The sequence below is a fragment of the Listeria grandensis genome, from assembly GCF_014322885.1.
Taxonomy (GTDB): domain Bacteria; phylum Bacillota; class Bacilli; order Lactobacillales; family Listeriaceae; genus Listeria_A; species Listeria_A grandensis.
This window is the reverse complement of sequence record NZ_JAASUG010000015.1, coordinates 1-23,333: the sequence shown is the minus strand read 5'-3', so window position 1 is coordinate 23,333 and position 23,333 is coordinate 1. Positions and strand designations below refer to the sequence as shown.

Sequence of the window (23,333 nt, the reverse complement as noted above, 5' to 3'; positions counted from 1 at the left end):
TCCTTTTTAAGTTTCACTTATATACATCACTCTAAAAGCCTAGCTACTTACTCCTATCCAGCAAACTTAAAAACTCGGTCAATAAATGACCGAGCCTCTTCAGATAATATTTTGATCATTTAAAGTTAGGTGACTTACTCTAAGATGTTCATATACTGTACATTTACATTAAATTCGGCCATCTCCCAACCAATATCCACTTTTCCATTATATCCATACATTAGATTACTTGCCGGAAATGGTAAAGTCCAAGTGATCCATCCAGTTGCTTGATCAAATGTCGAAACTGGATCTATACCTGTCAACGGTAGATAGCTTCCATCGAGACCTTTTATTAGGCTTTGCACCTTGATTGGTGGTCCTACAGGTAAGGCCATGTACTTCACGGTTGTCTTCTGATCATGTAAAGTCACTTCGCCCATTGGCAATGCGCTAAGTGGCGCTAATGGCGATAGATCCGTAATCATGTTTCTTGCCAGTCGCAATATGTCTACCTCCGGCAATCCACTCAACGGTCTTAGATCACTAATCTTATTCCCCTCTAGATTTAGTATATGCAACATCTTTAATCCCGATATTCCACTAAGATCTTCGAGTTGTCCATTCCCTGCCGCATTGGTTATTGATAAAATCTGTAAGAATTCCATCTTGGCTAATGGACTTAAATCTTTTATATTCGATCTATCACCAAGATTTAGAGAAGTTAGATTGACAAGATCTTTTAATGCATCAAAATTGGCGTCAATACTGTTAATCTGTAAGGTCCCTAGTTCCACTAATCCTTTTATTGGTGTTAAATCTTTCAAGTCCGGAGAGTATAACTTTAATTCGGCTAGGTTCGTTAAACGTTCAAGTCCTCTTATATCAGAAATGCTTTTTGTTGTGTCATCTAATGACGTCATCTTCTCTACGTCATCTTGTGTCAACTGGTCACTGACTTGTTTGTTTAGCTTGGTGGCAACAAGATTGGCCAGTTTGGCATCCGGAAAAATAGTGCTGATTGCCCCTGGATCAACTGGTGGTGCTGACTCAGGCTTTATAACAACGGAACCATTAAATAGTTTCGGACTATCGTTTCCAACTTGAATCATTTGATTAAAGTTATAGCTAAGCTGCGTCGAAGCGTCTGTAATTTGCCATTTGATTATGCCTGTCTTCTGATCAAATGTGCCACCATTACTTACAGTCAGTGGTAAATAGTTGCCATTCACGTCCTTTACTATACTTTGGATCGTAAATTCCTTTCCAGCAGTAAGATTCGCTGAAATCTGCACTGGCTTTTGATCGCCCATAGCTACAACGACCTTACTCAGACCCTTCAATGGCGATAAATCCGTCACATTGTTCAGCGACACTACAAGCGTTTCTAAATCCTTCATATTGGTTACTGCGTCTAGATCATGAACCTGATTATTTCTCAATCCAAGTAATGTTAAATTCACTAGCCCTTTTAACGGCGCTATGTCTTTGATCTCATTATGGCTTAAATCCAACGTCGTAAGCTGCGTTAAGTTGCTTAAAGGACTTACATCACTTATTTGGCAATCCGTTAACTTTATGGATGAGGCTCCGGTGAGGTATTCTACACCAGAAAGATTACTCACTATTTTGCCGTTCAAATCGTAAACACCGTTGATACTTTGGATTCCATGCAAATCTGCTTCCGTTACAGTATCCGTTACTTGTTTCCCTAATTTTTTTGCAATGGCCTCTGCTAGAGCACTATCTGGAAAAATAACATTAATCGCTGCCGGCAAACTTCTAGTTTGTTCATCGGTGACCTTTGGTTGCACAGTATCCTTTGATTGTGCTTCATTCTGTGATGTTACTCCTTTATTCATTGCGTCTACTCTTGGGATTGATATAACCGTTTGCCCTGCTAACAACGCTACTGCCGCTACTGCTAAAAATTTCTTCATCCTTCTCTGACACCCCTTTAATAATTTTGTATGTCCTAAAATCAGTTTACCGCCTTACTTATCCTTCCTCGCATATCACGGATTCCCATCACCTCCAGCGAATCAGACGTTTCATTGGCTAATAATAACATAAAATGTAATAAAAAAGAAAATCTTGTTGTCGCTTCAAGTATACCAAATTAAGGTTATAATAGAAAACGATTGCACAAGTATTCACAAATAATTCAAAAAAGCGTCACAAGTAAGCGCTTCCCTTTTAACCCCATCTCTATATCTAGCCCTAAATAGCGAACTACTTACTCCTATTATTAACGGCAAACAAAAAAACCCGGTCAGTAGATGACCGAGCCTCTTCAAATACCAAGCTAGATAATACTACGGCAATATCTCAGGGGTTCAATTACCTTAGCATCTCTAAAGGAGTTGTGAAATCTATCAGTGGGATTAGAGCAATAGACTTCACATTTCCCAATCTATCCTTTCGGGTAGTGAAAGGATATAACCCTATTGTACTAGATATACTGTCATTGAAAAGCTATTTGAGGTAATGTTCATGAAGAATTCACATACTCTGTTTCCCATGCAGTAAGCAAGCGTTTTCTAATCCCATACTCAGTTCGAACTAGCTCCTCCGAACAATATCGCTTGCCTTTATTTTTGAAACACGTACTTATTCGTATTCCTCACGACCACACCATTGGGATCGGCAATTTGCGTAATTAGCTTGGCGCCTTTCAGCGTCAGACTTCCATTTGGTAAGAGTTTCACATCACGATAATTTTTCGTCAACGTACTCCTATATCCCGTCACCCGACTCCATTTCGCATTATTCCATTCCCCATTATTTTGCGAGCCACGAAAAACGATAACCCCCGTTGTAGGCATCGTAATCTTCCCAATGTAATTCCCACGAATCAAAAACCGCTTATTATTTATGATCAACGCAATCCCATTATAATTCGTTCGGCCACTCCTTTCCAGCTGCACCTTATTACTAAAAACAACCGCACCAAATGAGTTCTCTACCACGATTCCACCTGCATACACACTAATCGCCTGCACATTTTCCACCTGATTATTCAAAATTTGAATTCCTGTCGCGTAAACCGCATCCCGACTCTTCTTCAATTTCGCGCCCGCAACAACGATTCCACGCACCGTCTTATAGCGTTCTGATTTCGTCAATTTCAGCCGTACATAATCTGCCTGCTTGTTAATCCGATTATTTTGTATGACAATATTTTGTGGCGGATTCACCGTCCCTGCATCCCCGGCAAGCGTAATCGACACAACCACAATCGCATTCCTAACATTCAGTATCACATTATTCCGAACCACAATATTTTTTCCGTGATGCGTATCAATCCCTTCCCACACCGCGTTATTCAAAATATTACTACTCTCAATAAGCGCGCCATCACTGCGTGGATTCACTTTTGCCTGCATCTGACTCGTCAACTTACTATTAAAGTACTCTGAGAGCGCAATATTGTACGCCAACTTCTGGCCCGCCACACCGATATCACGTACCGTCACCCTCTGGATCTTCGTATTATTCGCCGAATAGCCGATAATTCCCGCATAACCAATCTTCGAAACTACCATCTGACTTGTCGTTGTCCCCGAAATGCTCACACGATCCGTATATTTCATGTAAATACCATTCCCGCCAAAATTCCGAACCTGACTATTCACAATCTGCACATTCCGCACACGCTGATTCGCACTAGCACCAACAATTTCAACCCCATTGTGCTTCTGATTTACATGCCTCACCGTACTTTGCCCATCCAAAACAACATTTTCAAGCTTCGTATCACTTCCCATCTTGATAACAGGAATTCCTTCATTCTGCTGTATTCTCAATATTGGCATCGCGTTCACATTTGCACCGCGCAATGTCACGCCCGCCGGCACAACCACCGTTTTTGCAAGTAAAAAAACACCTTTTGGCAGCGTCACAATTTTCTCCGATGCCGATTTACTACTCTTCGCTTTTTGTAAAGCCGTTTCTATCATCTGGCTATTCATCGTTGCTTTTTTCGCATCAAGCGATACATTCACCGCCCCATTTACACTCGAAGAAAACATCATGGTGAGAAGTACTAATAATGCCCCAATCATAATCTTGGTTCGCATCATCTTATATCCCTCCAATCCAATATAGCCTTCTTCCTCTTTACCATCATTCTCCCCGCGCAAAACAAAAAAGCGTGAAAAGTACAGTCTATGCTGTCCTCTCACACTCTCCATCTAAATATATTTCAAACTATCACGCGGTTTTTCCGAGCCATCACTCCACAAAATGATGCTGATGATGCGTCGTATACTGGCGTTCCTTCTCATATCTAAAATGCTTCGTTTCTAATTTCGCCCCGTCGCGCAACGTCCGCAATTCCCTCGCAAACGCACCCAAATCACCAGCACTTGGCGACTCCAGTTCGAACACAATATCACCACACACAAATGTCACATACAGCTGTCCATTCTCCGAAACCATCGCAATATCTGTCAATTTAGCAATTGGAAACGTCTGCCGTTTTTTCATGCCTAAGCTATAATTACGATCAAAAACCAGATAATCCCGTTCCAAATAAAATTCACCATACTGAAATTCCATTCCCAAGTTCGCCGTTACCTTACACATACCCTCTACGCGCATTTCCATCGCCTCCTTCGCTTTTTCTATACCTTAGTTATAAACGATGAAATGCGTTTCAGGTCAAGCGATTAAATCGAATTTCGCATAATTATTTTATGTTGCACCTGCTTCTTCTCCACTTTCCCATCCAAAAATAGCTCCACAGCAACGCGTCCAATCTCCCGCAAACTCTTGTCCACCGTCGAAATATCCAGCACATCCGCAATCGGCAAATTTTCCTCACCCAGAATCGCCATATCTCCCGGCACCGTCAAGCCCCGATGCGTCACAAAATAATGCATCCCCGCCGCGACCTCATCCCCATTCGCATACATCGCCGTCGGAGGTTCCGCCAAAGCCAAGAACACCTCAGCTGCCTGTTTCCCGTCCGCCACATCATAACAATCCTGCAAAACCAGTTCAGCATCCACCTCGCCAAACACCGCCTCATACGCCATCATTTTCAAGCGCGTGCTATTGCTCCACTGCTCCTCGCGCCCAACCGTAAAAGCCACACGCGCGTGTCCCGCATCCTTCAAAGCCTGAAAACCATCCGAGTACGCCTGAAGCTGATCCACATACGCACACGAAATCAGCGGATGATTAATGTATTCACAAGCCACAATCGGTCCATATTTCGCATACGGCGCAATCGTCTCCCAATCATTGGCCCGCGACGCAATAATCAGCCCGTCAATCCGTTTTGTTTTCAGCATCCGCAAATACCGCTCCTCTTCCGCTTGATCATATCCCGTCGGACAAATCACGACCGAATAACATTTCGCAAAAGCAAGCTCCAGCACGCCATTCATCACCTTATCAAACCACGGATGATCATTGTACGGTAGCACAAAACCAATCGTATTCGTCCGTCCACGACTAAGATCCACCGCATTCCGATTCGGACTATAATCAAGCTCCGCCATCACACTTTGAACACGCTTACGTTTTTCCTCTGCCACGTACGGATGATCATTCAAAACCCGCGATACCGTCGTCACTGAAACCCCCGCCAATTTTGCAATATCCTTAATATTCGACAAGCCACGCACCCCCGTTTTCATCTACCCCTATCATACCGATAAAACGGACGCATCTCAAGCCTCAAAGAGGACCCATAATTTAGGTTGCGAGTCCTCTTTACGTTCCCTTATTTATAACTCGGCTGCACATCTGCAAAGAATCCAAGCGCCGCCATAAACGAAATCTGCAAATCTTTCGCACTTGTTTTTCTGCCATCAAATACAACATCAGGCCCCGTACAAGCATCTGCAATCACAATCGGCGAAAGCCCCAACTCGCTCGCCTGCCTCGTCGTCGAATCTATACACACATGCGTCATCATCCCCACAATCACAACCTGCTCCACACCCGTCGCTTTCAATTTCTCACCTAAATCCGTCTCAAAAAAACTATTTGGCGTCGTTTTCCGCACAACAAATTCATTTTCCGTCGCGATCGGTAATAACCCTGCATGAATCTCAGCGCCCTCCGTACCCTCCACTAAAAACCCCGCTTCCGACGTTCCCGCATGCTGTACATAAAAAATCGGCAAACCCTGCGCACGAAAATCCGCTTGTATCCGAATTGCATTTTCCAATGCCTCATTTGGCTTAAATAAAGGCATTGCGCCACCTTCAAAATAATCGTTTTGCACATCCACTACGATAAGTCCTTTTTTCACTTGAAACACCTCTTTCATTTGATATACTAAGTGTAACGAAAACGGCATCATTTTAACATACGCCGCTGAAAGAAAATCCACACATTCATTTTCAAGTTGAAAGGAGTTATCATGGATCATATTGATGAGAAAATCTTGCGCATCCTAAAAGAAAATAGCCGCTTATCATGGAAAGACGTCGGCGAACAAGTTTTCATGACCGGCCAATCCGTTGGGCTTCGCGTCCAGCAACTTCAAGACAACAAGACCATCCAGAAATTCACGATCCAGCAATCCTATCCTCACCTACAAATCATCCTATTTTACATGTCCACCAGCGCCTTTAAAGAATTCGAAGACCTTGTAAAAAGCTACGATCAAATTATCGAATTCAACAAAACGACCGGTGACACGTGCTACATGATAAAATCCTGTTTTGACAACGAGACGCTAGACACATTCTTACAACAACTCCTCCCATTTGGCCGCTACAAAATCAATCAAGTACTAAAAACAATCATCTAATCAAAAAATGCGTCTCTAGGACTTCTCCCAGAAACGCATTTTTTAATTATTCCGCTTCAACCTGCTTTATCTCCACTCTCATCGTGACAACCCGTGAATCCTTAATCTCGGTCACAATAAAAGTTAACGTATCATATTCTAAAACGACCTCTTCTCCATCATCCGGAATCGTCTTAAGCTGCGTCAGGACAAAGCCCGCAATCGTATCAATCCCCTTATCAGGAAGTTCCACATGAAACATTTCATTGAAATCATCGATCGGCATTCTTCCCTCAACGATAAATGTATGCTCATCCAACTGCCTCACCTCGTCAGACAACGCATCAAACTCATCATCAATCTCGCCAACAATTTCCTCCAATAAATCCTCCACCGTCACGATACCCGCAACGCCGCCATACTCATCCATCAAGATTGCCATTTGATTATGCGACTTTTGCATCGCTTTCAACAAATCATCCACAAAAATCGTTTCTGGCACGAAAAAAGCCTCTTTTACTAACTGCTTCACGTCGATATTATCAAAACCTTGTTTCCTCGCCGCCAAAAATAAATCTTTCATATGCAAAATACCATACACCGAGTCCATATCGTCCAAATAAACCGGAATACGCGAATAATTGCGTTCCAAAAGTTTATCCACCAATATGCCCGAATCCTCATTCGCATCAATCATAAAGCTATCCGTCCGCGGCACCATCACTTCCTTCGCATAAATCGTGTCCATTTCAAACACACCACGAAGCATGTCAAGTTCTGCTTTTTCGATAGCACCATCACGCCGACCAGTCTCAATAATGAGCTGCATTTCCTCACGCGTCATTTTCTCCGCATTCTCATTTTTATTCATGCGCGTTAACTTTACGAGTACATTCGTTGAAAACGACAAGAATTTGACAAAAGGTGCTAAAACAAAACTAACAATCATGATTGGTCGTACCGAAAAACGAGAAATAGCCTCCGCTTTTTGCAGAGCAATCCGTTTTGGATAAAGCTCACCAAAAACCAGCGTAATATAAGATAAAATAATCGTCACAACGACTACAGCCATCTCATTCGCAAAAGCTGTACCACCAAAGCGCGTTCCCAGAACTGAAGCAATACTCGTTGCCGCGGCTGCACTGGAGAAGAATCCAGCAAGCGTAATACCAACTTGAATTGTCGCAATAAATCGGCTCGGATCATCTATCATTTTCACGAGCAGCTGTGCCTTCTTATCCCCTTGCTCCGCCTGCGATCTGACACGGTTTTTATTGAGCGATACTAAAGCCATTTCCGCCGAAGCAAAAAACGCATTGAGTAACGTCAACACCAAAATAAGAATTAATTGTACAATAATCTGCTGACTCTCGGGGTCAGGGTTCATCCAACCATCCACTCCTTTAATATAGTGTAGAGCATACTCCATGTAAATCGGCTCCTCATCTCTACCCAAAAAGATAAAAATAAGAACCTCGGCTTCATTTAAAGTTTGTCCATACTTTTAAAATTTTACCATGTTTCGCTAGGATTCTGCAAGAAATCATAATTCTTTAAAAATACTGACAGCGTCGTCTTGGATCATCGTATATTGGAATGGTAGTCGTAGCAACTCCTGATTCACTGCAAAAACGGTGCTTCCGCTTTTGCGATAGTCTGTTAGGTTACAGAATGGACTTACCTTGAAGGATGTTCCTACGATGACGATCAAATCGGCTTCCGTAATTGCAGCTAGCGCACCATTTATCGCAACTTCTGGCAAGTTTTCTTCGTATAATACGACTTCTGGGCGAATGATGCCACCGCAGTTCTCATGTTTATCCGATTCCAAATACTGTTCCGAATGCACCGTCATGCCACACCTCTGACAATGGCAACGATACAGACTACCGTGAAATTCCACCACGTTGCGCGATCCAGCTTTTGCATGCAGAGCATCGATATTCTGCGTCACAACCGTCACCTTTTTCCCCGCACGACGCTCGATCTCCGCCATTTTCTCGTGAATCGCATTCGGCTCCGCGTCCGGATAGTACATATTATCCCGCACAAACGCATAAAATTTATCCGGCTCGTTCTGTAAACACGTCGCACTCAGCAAATATTCCGGGTTCTCCCGACCAGTATAAAGCCCATTCTTCGAGCGATAGTCTGGAATCCCCGAAGGCACCGAAACACCAGCTCCCGTCAAAAATACGATCCGACCACTACTCGCCAAACGCTCCGCAAGTGTTCCCATCACTCCACCTCCCCAGGATATAACCGATCCTTCCAATTCCACCACTTCAAAAGCGCCGGCTCCGGATCTTCCGTCTCCACGAAATACACCGCACAGCGAAACGTGTACAAGACACAAGGATCGACCCGCTCACCTTCAAATTCACACATCAACTCATACAAATGTAGCGGATTTTTACCTTTTAAGTCTGCGATTTTAGAAACCCCAATATTATGTAGCGCCTCACTCAAACGCTTACCAATACCAGGTATTTGCAGTAATTCATCTTTCATCATTTTCCGCCCCCGTTTCTTACTTCTATTTTACCATGCTTGCTATAATAACTACCAAACCTAGCAGAAGTCAAAGGTGCCCGACGCAAAATCTCGTCTCATTCATCTAAGTATGTTTTTGATGCAGCGCACTGTACTGTCACTTCCATTTCATTGCGCTTGAATAATGCTTTGCTAACTATCCTATCCATTTTATCCATATCATAAGAAAACGTCATTGGTATTTTCTCAAAGTAGACTTTTATGAAGTGAGACCCCCTACTGAAATAATCTTAGTCATGTTTTCCATCCTCTCTCTTTCAATCTCTCACAACCCTAATATAATTTGCAATCAATATAGGAAAACCAGTATCTATCCAAAATTGATGATCTATTGAACCGCTAGACATCCCTCCGTGTGCAAATTCTTCAACATAACTCATATTCTCAGAACCTAATTGAACACCAACAAAACGATGAAATAGAGAATACAGCTTATGCTCAAAATCGTTTATTGAATGGAGCAAGCCATTTTCAATAAAGTAATCTTTTAATTTATCCCACAAATAAAGATCTCCACGTAGTCCCCATCGGCGAGGAGGGTTAAAAATAATGTTTATTATATCCATTTGATTGCCTTCCCTTCATTAATGTAATCCCAGAAACAAGCGTCCGCTCTTCTGGATCAATAATAATAGTAACATCGTTTTTTCTATTAAATAATCAAATACCACGAAAGCAAAGATCATAGTTTCCGAGTATTTATAGACCTAAACTACTCACAGCGTGATCTTTGCGGAAGAATGATTTAGTAAATCCTGAATCAGCTCAACACTCGTTCCATTTTTATACAAATGATAACCAAACGTTTTGCTCATACTATGCGGCCCAATATTTTTCAAGCCTGCCTTTTTCCCGGCTTCCGATAAAATCACCTACACCTGGCGTCGACTAATTGGTTGCCCACCAGGCTGATGCTGCCGACTAACAAAAAGATACTGATCCAAATCTTGTGCTGTATACCAAACAGGATATTGTTCTTCCACAAAAAGCCAGAATCTCTTTCTGCAGTTTTTTGGTCAGGATCACAGAATTGTTTTTGCTGGTCTTTTTTCATTTGCTAAAATATCTTTCATAAGATCAATTTTGGCCAAATCTTTAATCGGTTCTACTTCATTCACGGAAATTGCCCTCTTTCTATCCAGTATCGCATATTATGGTTATAACATACATTGTTTGATACTCAAAGAAAAGAAAAAAAGAAAGTAGACGGTACGTCTAACCAAAAAGAAGCCCTCATCTCTGGCCCGAGATGGGGGGCTTCACTCTGGTTAATAATATGATCATCTTTTTCCAACTTCATTAATATGGAAACTGATATTCGTAAAGCAGACAAGATAGAGCTCCCCTTATCAAGTTGCTCTCATTTCTGCAAAAAAGCTATCTATTTCTCCACTTCATGGCGTGTTTCTTCTATTTGCTTTTATCCACATGATTATGGGACATCCGTTGAGTTTAGTTAAACTTATGTCCCATAATCTCTCCAATTTTTAATTATTTTACTGGAATTTATAGTCTAATACTTCCGGAATAAGCGGAGGCCTAACAGTATACAAGCCGCCCCAATCAGAAAATGCATCTCATTCCATGGTGTGCTTCCCAATGCAGGTATTTTTTCTGGTGCTTTATCCGCTTCGGTTGTCGCCATTGGGATTTTCGTTTCTGATGCTCGTTTCGGTATGGACCGCACTGTAGCTGGGGGTGCAATCACGATACCATGACCAACTGGTGAAGGGGACACGATAGTTGGTGGAGATACTTGACTTGGCAACCCCTCGTTCTTTTTATAGAGGAACGTAACGGTTTGGGTTTCTGGTGTAAAAGCTCCTGTTCGGTTCGTAGGGCGTGTTTGGATATGATAACCAGCGAACGTCTTCTCTTGAGCCATATACGTTTCTCCAATATTCCCAACCAGTTGCTCTACTGCTAGCATTTTTCCAGTCTCATCCATGTGCACGATGTCCACAGTCCCTTGACCTAAATCTGGAGATGCTTCGCTTTGCTTCATGTACACAAATGTTACGGTCTGCGTGCTTTCTGTAAATATTCCCACCGCATTAGCTGGTACTGTTTTTATTGTATGCTCTGCAATTTTGAGGGCATGTGCCTGATAGGGTTCCCCGTATGCGCCTTCTAGTACACGACTTGCAGCCAACGTTTGTCCTTGTTCATCTACATAGTTTACTGTCACGGCTTTCGCTTCTGGCTCCACTTGTTTTTTATAAATGAACGTTACAGTCTGCTCCTCTTCGCTGAATGTACCACTAGCATTACTTGGCGCCTCTTTTAATTGGTAACCCAGTATTTCAAGTGCTGTTGCTGTATAACTGTCCCCCAAAACACCCGTTAATACCGAATGCTCAGCAATTGCTTGTCCAGACTCGTCTACATAGTTGACCGTGACAGCTTTTGCTTCTGGTACCGCTTCTTTTTTATACACAAACGTTACGGTCTGTTCCTGTTCCGTAAACTTCCCTGTTCTATTATCTGGCTGTTGCAGTAACTGATAACCCTCAATTTCCTTTGCTTGGGCTTCGTATGTTTCGCCATATGTTCCTGTAAAAACATCCCTTGCTGCAATCGTTTGTCCAGACTCATCCACATAGTTGACTGTGACTGCTTTCGCTTCTGGTACCGCTTCTTTTTCATAATTAATCGCCACGGTCTGCGCTTTATCACTGAAATAGCCCGTCGCATCTCGTTGGTAAAGCTTCGGTTTATATCCTGCTATTTCTTTTATATCCGCTTCGAAAGCATACCCATACGTGCCTTCTAGTGTTTCTTCTTCTGCAATAGTAGCTCCAGCTCCATCCACATACCGCACCGTCACAGGAGCCCCAGCCTTACTAGAAGGTAGTATCCGCTGGTGAAATTCAATACGAACATACCCTTTCGTGTTTAGCTCGTCCCTATTCATGATAAACGTCACTTGGCCGTCCCCTGCTCTGAAGAATGTAGCATAAGCATTTCCATCGTATTTACCAGCAAAGTATGATGATCCGTCCAATTCAGAATAAGAAAATGTTATTTGTCGCCCAAATGGATCAAAGGCTTGCATAAAAATGGGCTCTCCTGCAACGGCGTCCGGCAATTGAATCTCCGCATCAAAACGCCACTTAGCCTCTGGATTATGAATCAATGGTAAATCATCTAATAAGCGAAAATCACTGATGGGGCCTCCTATATATAGTTCCTGTAAATTAGTCAGCGAAACAAATGGCTCTAATTGCGCCACTTGGTTTTGTGATAGACCAAGGTATTCTAATTGTGTCATCCCAGCTAAAGGACTGACATCTTTAATTAAATTGTGCGTTAAATCCAAGTAAGTTAATTTCGGCATTTGTGTCAATGGTGTGAGATCTGTAATTAGATTCCCCACCAAATTCAAATGCTTAAGCTTCGATAATTTGTCTAGGCCTGTAATATCTTCTATCATTTCCCCTTCTAATGAGATTTCTTCTAGATCCGCGAGATTGGCTAATGCATCTAGATTTGTAATCGTTCCCAAATAGCCTGGCGATGGAAAATAAGACCAATCATCTAACACTAATTTCCTCAAATGATGCGCATATTTTAAACCCTCCATTTCTACATTGTAAAACCAGGCAGATTCATCATCAATAGTTAATTCCTTTACTTGATCCATCTTTTCTTGTGTCACAGGATCATCCATGAAATCTCCAAATTGTTCCATAACCGCCTTAACAATCAATCCTTCTTTTTTAAACAGAGACCTATACGTGCTTCCCAGTGGTACAATATCTTTGGCGTATTGGAAAGTGATGGTTTGTGCCTCCTCGGAGAACGTGTAGTTGGTCTGCCATGGCGCTTTCCATAGTTGGTATTCCGTCGTTGGGTTTGCCTGTACTTCCAACACGTCTCCGTAAATTCCTTCGAGGACTTCTGGTGCTCGGATTAACTCCCCGAATTCATTGATATGGCGAATTGTAATCGCCTTCGCTGTTACAGCCTTGTAGACATAAGAAACTGTTTGTGCCACAGCCGTGAATGTCCCTTTTTGATTCTCTGGTGGTGTTGTGACACGATAGCCTGGGATCGTTTTTTCTGTTGCTGTGTATGCATCACCATAGATACCATGTAGCACATCATCTGGGGCGAGCGAGTTCCCTTGTGCATCGCGATAGGTGACGGTTACTGGGGCAGAGACTGGCTCTTCACCTTGCACCACCGTAATCGGATCTAATTTTTCACCTAACACCGTTGCTTGATAAACTCCCTCGGCTGAAACACCATCCATGGTAACCTGCCATGTATCTACATTTCGAGCCAGCGTTTTCCCATCTTTTTCCCACACAATAGCTGATTTCCATGCTTTCTGGTCCCCTTGAAAAAGGAATGGGATATCCTGTACACTCAAATCTAGCTTTTCTCCAGTTTTCAGGTAGTAATATCGCTTATCCGTGGTATACTGACTTTTCGCAGCGCCCTCCTCGTGTAATACAGCACCATCTAGTATGCTCGCATTTTTCGAAGCAGATACAAAGGCATCCTTCCCTGATCCCTTTACGAAGTATTTCATCAACGCTGGATTAACAGCAAATACATCTTGTCCTATATCTTGCAGCGAGGATGACACATGTACTTCTTGTAGCTGATTCTGATAAAAAGCCCGATCTCCAACGCTTGTCATATTTTCGGGTAATGTCAAGGTAGTAATTTGATTATTATAAAAAGCACCTGCGCCTATTTTTTCTAACCTCTTCGGTAGTTGGATGTTTTTCAGTTGATTACCGCTAAACGCAAAAGGACCAATCTCACGAATCTCATCTGATAAATGCAGCCTTGCTATGTCATTCACCGCAAATGCTGACTCCTCAATAACTGGTGCTCCTTTAATTGTAACTTGTTTTAAGTAATCGCACAGTGAAAAAGACGCAAGCCCAATATATTTCATGCTCGCTGGCAATATCACTTCCTCTAGGTCAGTAAAGTCAAAGGCAAAGCTTCCTATCACCTCTACTCCTTCTTCTATGGTCAAAATCTTCAAATGGCTGACACTAAAGGCGTAATCACCAACCTCCTTGACGCTTCCAGGAATTACCGCGGAAAATATATTAGATGATCCTCGAAAGGCGTAATCACCAATTTTGGTAACAGTAAAGACTTCTTGTTGAATGGTAATGGAGGATGGGACTTCCAATTTCCCACGGTTTTTAGAATCTCCAGTCAACGTTGCTGTTTTCGTTGTGGTATCGTACGTATAGATTAACCCATCGATGACGATTTCATTCGCTTGTTTAGTACTTGCCGCTGTCATTTGTTTCGTGAACTTGGCCAATTTTTCCTTTCGCAAACTCTTTTTATCCATTTTTCCAGTTATTTCTGGCAGCATTTTGTCAGTTATTGATACCGCATAAATTTCTGAAGGTAAACTTGTACCTAAAAGTAATAAAATGCTAAGGTATACGCCTATTTTTTTAAGATGCTTCATATTTCCTACTCCCTTTTCATTGATATTTGATCTCCTATTCTAAATGACGGAACCATGTCTACATTACTCAGCTAGTACAGTTATCTCTTACTTTGCCAGATTTCCCCCTATACCTTTCACATAGACTGATAGCTACTACGTCACCAGCTTTTAAACCTAAAATATCCTGCATAAATTTTATAGGCTCTGAAATGGTTCCAAACTTTGAACAGAGCTCCCACTTGGAAAACCAATAAGTCCCAATTTTATTAACCCAGCAATCGGGCTTGCATCCGTGATTTGATTGCCTCTTAAACCTAAATGGTTAAATTTTTTATCCTCGAAATATCTTGCACTTTATTATTTACGATTGAGATCCATTCCAGTTTATTCAAACCTACTAACAGATCTGGGTTTTCGGTAATATCCCAGTTTTCGCTGATTTCTGTCACTCGGTTGAGTTCTTCTTGTGTTACTTTTTATCCCAAACCCAAACCTTCGAAATAGGCGCTGGGGTACATTTGTTTCGCCACTGTTATCGCTAATTTTGTATCTGGAAAAAGCGAGCAATAGGTACTATTGGCTGGAATGGTTGGTGTTGTCCTTGTTGCTTTGGGTATCCGTCAGCGTCTTGGCTTCTATGCTATATGCGAACGAATTCGGGGGACGTATGTGAGAACGCCACTTCCTAGCAATACACCTACTAGCCCTATATGGATCCAACTTCGGTATTTCTTTCTTCTTTGATATGCTTGCATAGTATGATTCCACTCCTTTTATTGGTGATGAAAAATAGCCTCATCACGACTCTGTTTAATTATTGTATCTGTTTTCACATGTAAATGATGTATACAAAATAAGGCATTAATTCTCAAAAAAACGCCAAAGATGACGCTTGCATTGATCCGTTTAACGCAAAATATCCAAATTGACGTTTTTAAGGAGATTAACCACCACATCCCCAACAAAAAAAGACACATGTTGTGTGCCTCTTTTTTTGTTATGCTAGTGCTATGTATTGGAATACAGGTCTCTTCTATGACAATATATAGACTTTCATTTATAGACGATTTTCTAGTCATATAAATAGACCAGGAAATCAGACTTTCCTAGTCATACTGATCAAGTCTATAATTTTAAACTCTAGATATTTTCTTCCGTATCAATGGATCGGATAACTTTAGCAGGAATTCCAGCTACTATCGTATTATCCGGCACATCCTTCGTAACGGTTGCATTCGCTGCTACTACTGCATTTTCTCCTACCGTCACACCTGGAAGAATTGTTGCACCTGCTCCAATCCAAGCATTCTTTTTAATTCTCACAGATTTCAATTGAAGTCCTCTTCGAATGGCAGGGTCCACTGGATGGTTTACGCTTAATATTGTTGCACCTGGGCCAATCAGTACATGATCTTCTAAGTAAATACCGCCTAAGTCTGTGAGCATAACATTACAATTAATAAACACATGTTTTCCAATATATAAATGTCTACCAAAATCCGTATATAAAGGCAAATTAACAGAAAATGTTGGATCTACGGGTTTCCCTATAATATCCGAAACCACATCGTTTCTTTCTTTTTCCGATAAATAACTAGTGTTTAACCGCCACACATTTTCTTTGTTCTCCTTTACGATGTGATGAATTTCCGCAAATAACGGGTCATTTTCTAATATCGTTCGATTACTTATTTTTTCCAATAATGTTGATTCTTCCATGTAGCACACCTCTTTCTTCTTGTACCTTCCATCATAAATAAATTTGGGGGCTAAGTCAAAAGTTCCATTTTTCTCAACATATATCAAAAAACATACTACATAAGCAATATGTTTCAAAATCTATTTTCGGATATTTTGAGACGTGATTTCTATTCTTATCTGAATGTGTCAAAAAGCATGCTTTTTGACACCACATATACAAAGAAAGAGCCTCACTTTTTTCAGTGCGCCCTTTCTTTAAATGAACTACTTTTTATTTTTTTTCACTCTTCTCCTAGCAAGTAATAACCATCCAATAGTATAAAATAGTACTCCATAAAATCCGAATTCTAAAAAATCACCACTTACTATAAAATCACGATTTACTATATATTCTATCAAAATAGTTATCCCACTACTTACACTAACTATTATCAAGACACTCCAATAAGGATGCTCCTCATAAAAATCATTCCATTTTTTATACAATGCTCTCACCCCCATTAGCAACTATTTAGTGGTATACCTAGATGCAACTTGTTTGCCAGCAGCATTGTATCCCCACTGTTTGTAGAAACCAATCCAACCATTTTTGTTTTTATCCCATTTTTTCGCTACTTCCCTACCAGGCGCTTGACCATGGTTTGTCAATTGCGCACCTCCTAGCAAGCTCCCTATAGCCCAAGCTGGGATTCCAAACATCGCTACAGAGCCTGCTAATCCAGAGTAAAAAGCAAGATTAAGCGCGTTCCCTGCTACACCTGTTGATACAGCAATGTGCGTATAACTCCATCCACCCCACCTTGATACTTGAGTAGAACCTGCCGCTTTTAGTAAGCCTAAGTCCTCATCAGAGACAATGATATAACCATTTTCTTCATCAACTTCTGGTCCTATCTCTTCCGATTCTTCATCCGCATCGGCAGCACTTGGATATATCTGAACGACGTTCCCTTCTACGACAGTTCTTGCCCCATCACTAGGTAAAGCTTCAATCTTAATGGTATCATTTTGTTTGATAGCAATCGTTTGCCCGTCTTTATCATAGGCAGTGACCCTTGTCCAATATACATTTTTATCAGAATAACTGCTCCCATTTGCCTTGTAAACAAGACTTGGAGTAATCGATAGTTCTGATCCTTTCTTATCAAAATGTAGTGAACCTTTGCCTTGGCTTATTTCGTCAACTGTGGGCCATAAGTTTTGAGATTGCGACGTCCAACCTGTTGCTTTTCCTACATCAAATCTATTGTATGTTAATCCGTCAAAAACCCATACTATATACCCTTGAGCTCCTGTTACCTCACCCCAGTATAAATCAATAGCCCCTACTTTATCATCAATTCCTCTCGATGATAAGTCCACATCATCAATTGTCTTATACGGCATTGTCACAACAGCCGCATCAGATACTGGTGTTTCTGCATCGGTCAGAACTGCAATAACACGAGTGTAATAGAATAAACGATCACTATAGTTCACATTTGGATTCGCTTTGTTCGCTGCGATATATGTCTGCATCGGATCCATTGGTAGCTCACTACCTGTCCCATCTGTATGCAATTGGTAGTTTCCATTCGCAATATCTGTTTTGGATGCCCACAATTTCTTCCCTTTGGTACTCCAGTTCGTTGTTTTACCTACGTTTACGTATTGGTAGTTAAACCCGTTGAACAGCCCAACTTTATAGGAAATGGCATCGGTTACAGGTTGCCAACTGACATCCAAGTACCCTGTACTTGCATCACCTTCGGAACGATAACTCGTTACCGTCGGTTTCGCCATTTGCTCGATTGGCATGATTGCATCCGTGATATCCGATGTTGGACCGTCTCCCCATGGGTAAACAGCTAGAATACGCACGATATATTTCGTCTGGTTACGTAAGCCAAACGTACTTCCTGCTTGGTAGCCGTTCTCGTACAATGCACGTGGATCACTCGCAAATTCCACGCCCTTGCCATCTTGATGGAACTTATATTGTTTATTTACTATTTCGGCTTGTGTTGGGAAGATATTTTTCCCTTTGGTAGACCAATTGGTCACATTTCCTGTGTTGAAATACTCATAGTTGTAGCCGTTGCTGATGACTACTTTATAATCAATCGCACCAGATACGGCTTGCCATGAGATATCCATGTATCCTGTACCTGTTCCAGCACCACTAGATGTCGTTTTAATTGTCGATTTCTCTGGTTTTGCTGGTAGTGTTTCTGGTGGCATTACCGCCTCCGTAATATCGGATGTTGGACCATCTCCACTAGCATACATCGCTAAAATACGGATAATATATTTCTTTTGACCGCGCAATGTCCACGTCGTTCCTGCTTTAAATGTATTCTCGTATAATTGCGTCGGATCATTCGCAAATTCTGTTCCTTTTCCATCCGTATGGAAACGATACAAACCTTTGTCTAGTTCTGCTTTGGTAGGGAAAATACCTTTGCCTTTCGTCGTCCATGATGTCACATTCCCTACCGTAAAATACTCGTAGTTATAGCCGTTACCAATAATCACTTTATACCCTGTCGCACCTGGCATCGCTTTCCATGACAAGTTCATCGCACCTGTTCCAGTTCCAACACCGTTCGATACGGTTTTAATCGTTGCTTTTTCTGGTTTATCCTGCACACTTCTTAACATTCTTTTACCCTCATAGTAAGGATCTTTCCAATCGCCGTCTACCTTCACGGAAGAGAGTTCTGTCTTCTCATCTTCTGTCATTTGTGTGTCTTGTTGCTCTTTTTCCACCTGTTCCTCGACAACTTCTGTTTTTTCTGACGTGCCTTCTATTGTTCCTTCTGCTGGTGGCACTCCTTGTTCCGCATGCGGTTCGTATGCTGGAATCGTAGACACGATCATCGCAATGGCGATCATGACTAATAGTACTCGTGATAGTCCCTTTTTCATCTTGTTAAGCCCCTTTTCTGTTTGTAATTGAGCAATACATCTCCACTAAAATGTATCACACAACACTTGTAAATAGCAATCTCTTTTTTCTTATATTTGTAAATATGGGAGAACTATTGCCGTGCATTTCTCCCATATTTTATACTTCCTATGTTCTGAAGTTAAGTAGTATCAGGCATTTTACTTCTTGTTATCCTTTACTTCTCTTCTCCTGTTAAACGTCTATTGAATCTGCGTCTATTTTATGCTATGATTGCCGCACAGTACATGTCTTCATGTATTTTTCTACGATAGCACTTTTATATCCCTTTAAGTGCTATCCCTTTTCTACAAATTCTGTATAAAGAAGATGCCTATCACCAAACGTGGTGACAAGCACCTTCTTTTTTTGTATTAAGATGGTCTACTTGGTAACATGGGTACTTCTTGTTCTTTTTGTAACGTGTCCGTGGCGCGGTCGTAGATTTTGGCCGTGATTTGACTGGTGGCGCTCGGCACCCGTCCAGCCATGTTGATCATGAAGGTACCGCTACCTTCTAGCACCGCGTAATTATTTTTGCGCACGCCATCGACCCACATTTCAATGCGTCCGACCAGGCTACTGTTGACTTTTCCTGTCACATTCGTTTTGCCATAAAAGTAAGCCGCTGCCCCGGTGTCTAAGGCCAGGTCGTAACGCGTATCTACGAGCTGCGCGGTGGCTTGGTATTTCTGCCAGATATAGCCGTTTTTATCTTCTGGCAATAACGTGACTTCGGCGAGTGCGGATGGGATTTTGCCTGTCATATCGCCTCGGAAAGTCTGGGTGCCCGGTGGAATGTCCACCACTTGCACAGTCTTACCATTTACTTGTATATGCACTTTGGCAATGGCATGATTCGGTTCTAATGTGCCGGTCAGCTCGGATTGGCTCAAATCATAGGTCGGAATCGTCATCCCCATGCCACTCTTCACACATTCCACATTGGTCGTTTGGCGAAGTTTATCGAACTTATCATAGGAAGATAACTGGATGGCTCGGTTATCCGATGGGGTCACATGTCCTTTCAAACTCATGACAAACTCAACGGCTGGGTTGGAGATCGCGAGCAACCGTTTAACGATGCCATCTTCACTCAGACGTATCCGGTTTACCAGTGGTCCAACGGTTCCGCGCAAGGAGACGGTGTCCACATTATACAGATTGGGTGCCACTTTGAAACCTGCGGCATCTTGTAAGGGTAGTTTTTGTGTGGTTGCCAGGTTGTTCTCGGCATCGTATCCTTCGATCCAAATGGCACGGTAAACATCCTCCTTGGTGCGATTCGGGAGTTGAAAGTCAAATTGCATCGATGTTTGGTCGACGGGCACCTTGTCTTGGAGCACTGTCATCGCTTCGTTACTTCCCTCCGCGGGGTATTCGACCACGCGCACCTGTTTAATCAAGGCACCGACGTTTACTTGCAAACGCGTGTCTTGTTGGACATCATACGCTTGCGGTGTGATCGCATACCACGCGCCTTGTTGTACAGCCTGCAGATTCACTTTATAGATATGCCCAGAAATATTCGTTATGGGGTTCAGATTAATCGGATCATTGTTCGCTACAAGATAGAGTTCGCGATAGTTCGTTCCTTTCAAGGCGTTGGATTGGATACGAAATGTCCGAGTCGCCGGATTGATGCGGGTATAGGTATTGGCGACCACTTGTTGGTTGTTTGCTAACACCGCGGAACGGCTGCCTTGATGGATCTCCACCGCCCCCACTTGGTTGCCGACATTGCCCGTCACCGTGCCCGTTTCGCCGTCCCATTGGACATTGGTGATCGCATAACTATAAGTATCCTGTTGGCGCCCGGCGTTGTCTTTCGGGTCCTCCCATTGATTCGTGGTCCGACCTTCCAGATGCATGTTGGAACGGATGCCATATTTATCGTCTTGCACCATGACCGCGTTCTGGTTGGCAATGATGTTGTGTTGAAACGTCATCGTGTTATCGCTTTCTCGTAACGTGATGGGGGCGTGCGTGCGCTTGCCGATAACGGCTTGGGCTGCCGGGCTACTACTGCCAATCGCCCCGATGTGATTCGAGGTCAGGGTTGTATTGCGCGTGCCACCAGCAGAACTGATGCCCGCTAATTGGACGGAGTTGTCGGCAGCTTTTCCGATGGTATTTTGCGTGACCTGCATGCCTTGTGGCTGCGCTTCGTTTTCCGTGCCTGCTTTGTTGCCGACCAACTTCAGCGCGATGGCACCATAGTAGGGCGTATCGGCACCTCTTGGCTCAATAGCATCGATGGCATTGCCTTGCACCACGCCATTCGTATAGCCGGTGACTCTAGGACCAGGGGCAACGTGGGTCGTTCCCCATACAGCAATTCCTACTTGGCTTTTGGTTTGGTTCTTGGGTTGCCATGTTTGACGATCGACGGCTTGATTAATGCGGTTATTGGTGATAGTGACATCTTGGGACGGGTAATAATAGCCTTTATCATCGACGGGCAATGCCTCGTTTTTGGAATAGTCTTGCCCACCTACCACGATGGCGCGATCCACCCCGACCACAACATTCTGAGCGATCGTCATACCTTGGACACTGTGCCCATCCAAACCTTCCCAATAGGGATTGTCAAGGACAACATTGTGCTGGAAGGTCACATCTCGACTGTTGGGGTAACGGACATAATAAGCCAGACCTGGGTCAGGGTGCTGCATCTTGCGCATTGTGGCACAAACATTGTATCGCTGTGCTGGTTTCCCAGCTGATTCCATATGTCCGATAGTTCTTGTAAGCGTATTTTCTACTCGCATATTTTCCACCGAGTAACCAATAATACCATCATCCTTCACATTCTCGACTTTCATCGCATGATTGGGTACGGTAACAGCTGTTGTGCCACGAATCGTGACGTTTTTAGCCAAATCAATTGTTACCCCGCTTCCAGCCATATTTTGGATAGCCACGTCTTCAATGGTCAAATTCTGAAGATAATCCTTTGCTGTCGGTGCCTGGGGATTCGAACCTTCCCCATAATTTCCTTTGGCTGTGATACCACCTTGAATATCAGTAGTTACTTTATCTGGGGATTGCAGTCCATCTAAAGTCAAATTACGTATCTTTGTATTACTTTCCATGTCAATCAAGGCATCATAATAGCGTATTCCATCAATATGCGCTATTGACGATTGGATAAAATCACCAACTATTCGATAAAGCGTTGTTTTTCCCTGCCCTTCTAGAGCCACTCCTTCTAGGAGACTTATTTTATTCTTTACATACCAATCTCCATTAGGTAAACGCACCGTTCCACGTTGCTTCTGTGTATTAGGAAGTTCCTGGTTTGCCCGTTTGATAGCTTCTTCAATCATGTCAGAATTGGCTAATTTAGCAACATCCATAGATCCAGGCATCATCGTGTACGAGCTTTGATCTATAATATTCCCTTGTGCATCCAGTATCTGAATCGCGGACATTCCTGCCATTGCCCTAGGCTTTACTGATGTCGTTCGTATCTTGTCGCCCACTACTTCTTGTTGTAAAAACGCCACAATCTGCCCTTCTGTATCCTGATACTGGATCTGTTGTTCTCCTGGTTGGAGCCATTTAACGCCATCCTCTGCTTGTACTTCTCCCTGTGAACTGGCCACAGTCGCAGGGATTTTTTCTCCTTCCGGCGTATATACGTTTAATTGACTCGTCTCTCCCGTCGCCTTTGTCTCTTCGGCCTGAATCGTTTGAGCGAGCGCTTCAAAATGAGCTGTATCCTTTGCCTGTACAGCTGGTAGCGCCTCTAATGGCCGAAAATCGGTCACTTGGTTCCCTGTCAGCCGTAATGTTTGTAGTTGCGTCAATCCTTGTAACGCTTGTACCGATGTAATCCGATTCATGGAGAGATCCAAGCTCTGTAACTGCGTGAGCTTCGCTAATGGGGTTAAGTCTTGGATGAATTCATTTCGCAAGGTCAGGTGCTCTAAGTTTTTCATCGATGCCAATGGTGCTAGCTGTTGAATCCGCCCCCCTTCATTCCCCTCCGC

General features: G+C 42.7%; 15 protein-coding genes and 1 pseudogene. 1 reads left to right on the top strand and 15 read right to left on the bottom strand.

The features are described from left to right. Nucleotides 1-134: 134 nt before the first annotated feature. From HCJ54_RS14670 to HCJ54_RS14650, 5 genes are all read right to left on the bottom strand, one after another. Nucleotides 135-1,919: a leucine-rich repeat domain-containing protein gene (locus tag HCJ54_RS14670; RefSeq protein WP_187138168.1), complete on the bottom strand. Its 1,785-nt coding sequence runs from the start codon at nt 1,917-1,919 to the stop codon at nt 135-137. A gap of 651 nt (nt 1,920-2,570) precedes the next feature. Next, the gene (locus HCJ54_RS14665) at nt 2,571-4,061 is read right to left on the bottom strand and encodes a right-handed parallel beta-helix repeat-containing protein (protein WP_187138167.1); all 1,491 of its coding nucleotides are present in this window, start codon (nt 4,059-4,061) and stop codon (nt 2,571-2,573) included. Between the two features lie 151 nt (nt 4,062-4,212). Then, nucleotides 4,213-4,581, bottom strand: a complete 369-nt coding sequence (locus HCJ54_RS14660) for an RpiR family transcriptional regulator (protein ID WP_185528031.1) — start codon at nt 4,579-4,581, stop codon at nt 4,213-4,215. 68 nt (nt 4,582-4,649) lie between these two features. Then, nucleotides 4,650-5,603 (bottom strand): LacI family DNA-binding transcriptional regulator, encoded by a 954-nt coding sequence (locus HCJ54_RS14655; RefSeq protein ID WP_187138175.1) that lies wholly within the window; start codon nt 5,601-5,603, stop codon nt 4,650-4,652. A gap of 107 nt (nt 5,604-5,710) precedes the next feature. Next, a complete protein-coding gene (locus tag HCJ54_RS14650) occupies nt 5,711-6,244 on the bottom strand; it encodes an isochorismatase family protein (protein ID WP_187138166.1) in 534 nt (177 codons plus the stop codon). A gap of 111 nt (nt 6,245-6,355) precedes the next feature. Here HCJ54_RS14650 and HCJ54_RS14645 point away from each other — a divergent pair, with 111 nt between their 5' ends. Continuing rightward, complete coding sequence (locus tag HCJ54_RS14645; protein WP_036067848.1) at nt 6,356-6,748, top strand: Lrp/AsnC family transcriptional regulator; 393 nt, start codon at nt 6,356-6,358, stop codon at nt 6,746-6,748. 46 nt (nt 6,749-6,794) lie between these two features. On the opposite strand, the gene HCJ54_RS14640 is transcribed toward HCJ54_RS14645, so the two are convergent. The 10 genes and pseudogenes from HCJ54_RS14640 to HCJ54_RS14595 all read right to left on the bottom strand — a co-directional run. Beyond that, a complete protein-coding gene (locus HCJ54_RS14640; protein ID WP_187138174.1) occupies nt 6,795-8,114 on the bottom strand; it encodes a hemolysin family protein in 1,320 nt (439 codons plus the stop codon). 156 nt (nt 8,115-8,270) lie between these two features. Further along, nucleotides 8,271-8,966 carry an NAD-dependent protein deacylase gene (locus HCJ54_RS14635; protein WP_187138165.1) on the bottom strand — a complete coding sequence of 232 codons (696 nt, stop codon included), beginning with the start codon at nt 8,964-8,966 and terminating at the stop codon, nt 8,271-8,273. Further along, complete coding sequence (locus tag HCJ54_RS14630; protein WP_036067872.1) at nt 8,966-9,238, bottom strand: helix-hairpin-helix domain-containing protein; 273 nt, start codon at nt 9,236-9,238, stop codon at nt 8,966-8,968. Before HCJ54_RS14630 ends, HCJ54_RS14635 begins: the two co-directional genes overlap by 1 nt. A gap of 299 nt (nt 9,239-9,537) precedes the next feature. After that, complete coding sequence (locus tag HCJ54_RS14625) at nt 9,538-9,846, bottom strand: hypothetical protein (protein WP_187138164.1); 309 nt, start codon at nt 9,844-9,846, stop codon at nt 9,538-9,540. A 150-nt stretch (nt 9,847-9,996) separates the two neighbouring features. Further along, nucleotides 9,997-10,152 (bottom strand): tyrosine-type recombinase/integrase, encoded by a 156-nt coding sequence (locus tag HCJ54_RS15525; protein ID WP_187138163.1) that lies wholly within the window; start codon nt 10,150-10,152, stop codon nt 9,997-9,999. Between the two features lie 641 nt (nt 10,153-10,793). Beyond that, on the bottom strand, nt 10,794-14,729 hold the full coding sequence (locus HCJ54_RS14615; protein ID WP_187138162.1) for a MucBP domain-containing protein: 3,936 nt from the start codon (nt 14,727-14,729) through the stop codon (nt 10,794-10,796). Nucleotides 14,730-15,851: 1,122 nt separating this feature from the next. Next, complete coding sequence (locus HCJ54_RS14610) at nt 15,852-16,430, bottom strand: DapH/DapD/GlmU-related protein (protein ID WP_185411790.1); 579 nt, start codon at nt 16,428-16,430, stop codon at nt 15,852-15,854. A 246-nt stretch (nt 16,431-16,676) separates the two neighbouring features. After that, nucleotides 16,677-16,898, bottom strand: a complete 222-nt coding sequence (locus tag HCJ54_RS14605) for a hypothetical protein (RefSeq protein ID WP_187138161.1) — start codon at nt 16,896-16,898, stop codon at nt 16,677-16,679. Nucleotides 16,899-18,194: 1,296 nt separating this feature from the next. Beyond that, nucleotides 18,195-18,611 (bottom strand): annotated as a pseudogene (locus HCJ54_RS15760) (hypothetical protein); the annotation flags it as partial. Between the two features lie 1,101 nt (nt 18,612-19,712). Beyond that, the coding region (locus tag HCJ54_RS14595; protein ID WP_187138159.1) for a leucine-rich repeat domain-containing protein at nt 19,713-23,333 on the bottom strand (3,621 nt) is incomplete at its 5' end.